The organism is Bartonella sp. AC158YNML, from assembly GCF_042196725.1.
GTDB lineage: Bacteria > Pseudomonadota > Alphaproteobacteria > Rhizobiales > Rhizobiaceae > Bartonella.
In genome coordinates this window covers 1-5,119 of record NZ_JBHIQU010000036.1, presented here as the reverse complement: position 1 = coordinate 5,119, position 5,119 = coordinate 1, and the positions used below count along the sequence as shown (strand labels likewise).

Sequence of the window (5,119 nt, the reverse complement as noted above, 5' to 3'; positions counted from 1 at the left end):
CGTTCATTGGTTTCCCAAAGTTGTCCACCATTAACCGCATCTTTCGAACCTTTTTCAACTTTACCATCGGCTACATTAATAATTTTATTCGGCTTTCCATCGCGACCAGCATCATAGGCTTTTTCTTTATCATTCCACTTTAAAGCATCTGAATCAACATTGTTGATGACATCATTAATACGGTTATTTATGTTCACCATACCGCCAGTAACACCACCAAGCGCCTCAGCAACATTATTATAGTTCTTTTCCTCCCCAACTGTGCCATCAGCATTGACTTGAACAATCTTAAAAGTAGGATCTGTCCATTTGCCATTCCCATATTTGGCACCGCCACCGAAATAATTAGCAAGCTGGTTGCTTATGAGATAAAGTTGGTTCCCTGTAATGGCATCCGTTGAACCTTCGGCAATCTCACCATCCAAAAGATACTTTAATTTGCTCTTTGTCTTCTGCCCATCTTTTTCATGACGTGCAACAAATGCTCCTTCTTCATCATCCCACAATAAAGCATCTTTCGTGATACCTTCAATTTTCTGATTAAACTCATTGGATACATTCGTTAAGCGCTGATTCACACTTTTGACATTCACATCAAGCCCCGTCAAAGCATCACCAACATTTTCAAAGGTTTTCTGTTCTACGTTACCATCTGCAGACACTTGAGATAGATTATATCTAGGGCCTACAAAAGCACCATCCTGAAATGCTGCATCCCCACCAAAGTAATTTGCAATATCTCCTGATATTTTATTAATCTGGCTACCATTGATTGCATCATGAGAATCCTGGGAAATTGCACCATCCTTAACATTCAGGAGAGCAACTGGCCCATTGCTCTTACCGCCACCTAAAGTCACACTACCATAATTAACATTGCCATTTTCATCTTTATCGTAGAGAACTGCTGTTGCAGTTACTGTATCAATATCTTTAGAAATCTTATTATCAATATTTGTGATAGAAGTATTGATAGCAGTAAACGCGTCAAAAACATTATGATGCGTTTTCCCCTGAATAAGGAAAGCTGGTTCTATACCTTCGAGTACATCTGTACTACCACCAAAATATTTCGATGTATTTTCAGCAACTTTTGATAGATTATCAGTAACATTTATAACCTTCTTATTCGTAGCAAAAAGCTGCGAACCATTGATTGCATCATGTGAACTCTCAGACATCACACCATCGGCAACATTATGCAAACCAACAGGAGTAGAATTCTTACCTTTACCTAAAGTCACACTCGTATAATCAATCTCATCTTTATCCTTTTTATCGTAATGCACAACAGCTGAGTCATCTGATTGAAGGTGATTAATTTGGTTGCTAATCTCATTAGTAATTTTATTTTGAAAATTCGCGAAAGAAGTACCAACTCCTTCAAAAGCTTCCGCTACATTTTTATACTCTTGCTCTTCAGATCCACCATTGTCCTTAACTGTTTTAACCTTGAAATTTGGAGCACTCCATGCGCCATCCTTATATTCAGCACCGCCACCAAAGTACTGCGCAACACTGCTACCTAAGCTATGAAGCTGGGAACCATTTACCGCATCACTTGAGATTTCAGAAACCTCTCCATTTGCAAGAAACTTAATCTTGCTATTCGTTTTTGTTCCCTTTTTCTCCCCATGCTGTGCTAAAAACGCACCCTCAGCACTACTCCAATTTAAAGAATCCTGTGCAATGCCTTCTGATACTTCTTTAATGCGCTGACTTACATGCTTGATATTTTCATCAAGACCTGAAAAAGCCGTGCCAACACCAGTATACGATTTATCTTTTATCTTACCTTCTTCAGAAACCTCGGATAATTTATAGGTTGGCTGTGTAAGAGCGCCATCTTTAAAGGAGGATTCTCCACCTAAGAACTTAGCAATATCCTCACCAATTGTATTGATCTGACCACCCGTGACTGCATCATGTGAACTCTCAGAAATCATACCATCAGCGACATTGTGAAGACCAACAGAGGTAGAACCCTTACCTTTTCCTAAAGTTATATTCGTATAATCAGTTTCACCCTTTTCCTTTTTATCATAATGAATAACAGCCGATTCATCTGACTGAAGACTCTCAGACAACTGCTTTAAACCTTTATCTAACTGGCCTTTGTTAACAGCATCATTGTCCTGTTCTGCTTCTTTCACACCAGAAAGAGTTCGACTCTTACCATCATTATCGGAAATAGTGATTTTATTACCGTACTTTTCTGCGCCAATCTCGATTAGTTGCTTATCTTCATCCCACTTAACAAAGCTATCACCTTTCACATTGGCAATTTCATTGTTAATTTTCTTTGTGATATCATTTTTAACATTCGTGATAGAACTTCCAACTCCTGCCAAAGCTTCCGCAACAGTATTGTATTGCTTCTCTTCAGAGTTGCCATCATTCTTAACTGTCGTAACCGTAAACTTAGGAGCTATCCATTGGCCATTCTCATATTTAGCGCCCCCGCCGAAATAGGTCGCAACCTTATCATTTGTCTCAAAAAGCTGCGAACCAATGACTGCTTCATTTGAATCTGCTGAGAGCACTCCACCCTTTATACCAGTAAGAGTACGCTTTTCATTTTCGTTGTTGGCAATATCGATTTTGTCACCATCCGTGTCTTTACCAATAGTGATGTGTTTCGTTTCAGCATCCTGCTTCACAAAGCTACTGGCTTCTACTTGTTCTTTAATTGTCTTTAGTTGTGAGAAATTTACAGCGTCAGTATCTGAAGTACCTGCAGCAACTCCAGAAAGAATCCGATTATGACCATCCTTATTTGTAATATCGATTTTAGTGCCTTCTTTTTCTTCCCCTATCTTGATTAACTTTGCCTCTTCATTCCACTTAACAAGGCTATCACCTTTTACATTAATAATCGCATTGTTAATTTTATTCTGAACAGTCGTGAGAGCTGTATTAACACCTTCAAACGCAGCCGCTACATTCTGATAAGTCTCTTCTTTTGCCTCTCCATCAGTATCAAAGGTTTTAACCGTGAATGTAGGAGCGCTCCATTTTCCATCTTTATAACCAGCACCACCGCCTAAATAAGTAGAAATCTTATCATTTGTTTCAAAAAGCTGAGAACCATTTATGCCATCATGTGATTCATTGGTAATTTTACCTTTTCCAACATTATGCAAAGCAACAGTGCTTGTTTCTGGATCACCAAAAGTCACACTCTTCTTATTAACTTTACGCACTGATCTCGCAGGCAGATTAACATCCTCTAAATCTTCTTCCTCATCATAAAGAACTGCCACAGAACGCACGTCTTCAATATTTTTAGAAAGAGTGGTTATGTTTTCATCAAGCTGACCTTTGTTAACGGCATCGGTTTCTTCTTTCCCCTTAGCTACTCCTGTAATTTTTTTATCACCAGCATGAATACCATTTAAAGTTATGCTTGGTCCATTACCATCAATAAACTTAAAGCCCTCATTACTCATAGAGCTTTGACCTGTAGTGACGCTTGTAAGTTTGAGAGTATCACTCAAAGTAAATTCAATTTTATGCTTATTTTCTGCAGTATTTTTTGCAATTTTTAAGTTATCTTTTCCTACTTCACTATTTTTCACTGAAAAATCTATTGTACTACCTGGATTCACGTCTGTAGGATCGGTATTGTTAGCAGAGAGTTTCCAAACTCCTGATGCCAAATCTCGCAAAGCTTTTAACTGTGCAACATTCACTGCATCAGTATCTTCACTACCCGCAGCCACACCGGTAATTTGTCGTGTTAGCTTACCGTTACCCCCGCCACCTACTTCCCCTACACTAAAAGCTCCTGTTGTGCTTTTCCATGCTATACCGGTTTCTGTCGAGCTACCATTCAAGCGAGGATCATAACCAGCAACATTCTTGTCTCTATCAGAGATAGATCCTCTACCTACAGCAACACCATCATTAACAAGCGCCTTTGAATTTACACCAATGGCAACCGAATTTTCCGTTACAGCATACGCTTGCGTACCTATAGCAATCGCATTTTCAGCATACGCGATTACTTTTCCGATAGGATTATCTGTGTTTTTTTCAAAGTGCCTGCCCCCTATTGCAATAGCACCTGCCCCCAAAGCTTCAGCATCTGTACCTAAAGCAACACTATTTGTACCTAATGCAGTTGCAAGCCCTCCAATAGCAACTGAAGATTTCCCCGACGCCTCTGATCCCACGCCCATAGCAATACTTGCTATACCACCTGCAAGTGCGGAAACACCAAAGGCTTGCGCTCCTCCAGCCTTTGCTGTCGCACCTGAACCAAAAACGGTTGAATAATTACCCGTCGCTGCAGACCCACACCCTGTTGCAAAAGAATAAGCACCATAAGCCTCAGGCAATGCATTAGTAAAACCACCAGTACTTCCCCCTATATAAGCACCCAAAACTTTACCATTAGTGCTACCCGTGTATCCATCACCCGTCCAAATAACCTGTTCAGTGGTCGTACCATAAGGATGACGACCGTTAAACTCTTGATCAGTAATAAATCTATTATATTGTTGCTCTGCAGTTATTCGTCGATTATCAGCAATTCCTTGTTGTTGTTTGCCGCCACGACCAATAACATTGTCTGCACCACAGAAGTCATCATCACCAGAAAAAACAACACTCCCATGACTACCATACGGATACATGACATTAACACTATTTGTGCTTCTAAATATCTCTCCTGTTATTGAGAGATTCGCCGCAAAAACAGGAGAAACACTCGATAAGAGTGTCGCCATTACCGTATTAAGAGAGACAACTTTAATTAAATTTTGTGTGGAATATTTTTTTTTCATAAGAATCTCCTCCAACAGAGTTCAACATCATTACAACACGCGGAAACACTCATGGCAAAACCCTCAGTTTGCGCACTTCAAAAACCAATAAATCAAGATAAAACCCTCCCCTTCCGATACCGCGTTTAAACCTTCAACAAATGTATTTCTAAAATCAGGATTTGCTGAAAAAACAGAGGTAATATTCGATACAAATGTCGCTGCCACAACCAATGAAAGAATTTGAACAAAAGAAAAACGAGAAAGTTGTATGGTATATAATTTCTTCATAATGAACTCCCCAAAAAAACCTTTAGAAACACACTTAAGAACACAAAAAAGACATATTTTAA

General features: G+C 39.3%; 2 protein-coding genes. Both read right to left on the bottom strand.

The window, feature by feature from the left end:
• Positions 1-4,787: hypothetical protein (locus ACFIM1_RS08840; RefSeq protein ID WP_375609753.1), on the bottom strand; the 4,787-nt coding region annotated here is incomplete at its 3' end.
• Positions 4,788-4,850: 63 nt separating this feature from the next.
• Complete coding sequence (locus ACFIM1_RS08835) at positions 4,851-5,057, bottom strand: hypothetical protein (RefSeq protein ID WP_375609754.1); 207 nt, start codon at positions 5,055-5,057, stop codon at positions 4,851-4,853.
• Between the last annotated feature and the right edge of the window lie 62 nt (positions 5,058-5,119).

Coding starts and splice junctions, on each gene's coding strand:
- ACFIM1_RS08835 (WP_375609754.1), bottom strand. CDS start 5,057: ATGAAGAAATTATATACCATACAACTTTCTCGTTTTTCTTTTGTTCAA.